Source organism: Pseudomonas sp. 50_B (assembly GCF_017491625.1).
Classification (GTDB): domain Bacteria; phylum Pseudomonadota; class Gammaproteobacteria; order Pseudomonadales; family Pseudomonadaceae; genus Aquipseudomonas; species Aquipseudomonas danubii.
Window position 1 is genome coordinate 1 of sequence record NZ_JAFGYX010000092.1, and the last position, 524, is coordinate 524.

The 524-nt window shown below is 56.5% G+C and carries 1 protein-coding gene and 1 pseudogene; both read left to right on the forward strand.

The window, feature by feature from the left end:
* Positions 1 to 271 (forward strand): annotated as a pseudogene (locus J5M73_RS31050) (hypothetical protein); the annotation flags it as partial.
* 49 nt (positions 272 to 320) lie between these two features.
* Positions 321 to 524, forward strand: a 204-nt coding sequence (locus J5M73_RS31055) for a hypothetical protein (protein WP_207816882.1), incomplete at its 3' end; no start/stop codon positions are given.

The window sequence follows — 524 nt, forward strand, 5'->3', positions numbered from 1 at the left end:
GTACAAGGTCACGCCGGCCGCGACGCTGGGGGCCGCTTACGTCTATACCGACGGCAAGGTGAACTACAACGGGGCGAGGCCAAAATACCATCAAGTCTCGCTGATGGGCAGCTATTCCGTATCCAAGCGTACGTCGTTCTATGCGATGGCGGGGTTCCAACAGGCGGCAGGGGATGCCAAGCAGGCTGACATCTTCGACTTCTCGATCGCCGACGCATCGACAACCAATCGCCAATTGATGTTCCGTCTCGGCATGCTGCATCAGTTCTAAGAACATGTCAGCCATGTCGCCCGCCGTTTACCGACCCACGAAGGCAATCATGAAGACCATTCGGAACATATCTATCGCCGCAAAGATAGGTGTTGCATTTGCGAGAGTTATCGCTGTCTTCGCGGTGAGCGCGGGCGTCTGCATCTTCAGCGTTCGCGCGCTGGATGCGAAGCAGAAGGAAATTGTAACGTCGGAGCAAACGCAGTTGCCGCTCAAAGGCGGGACGGCCGATTATCTAAACATCGTCTGGGCC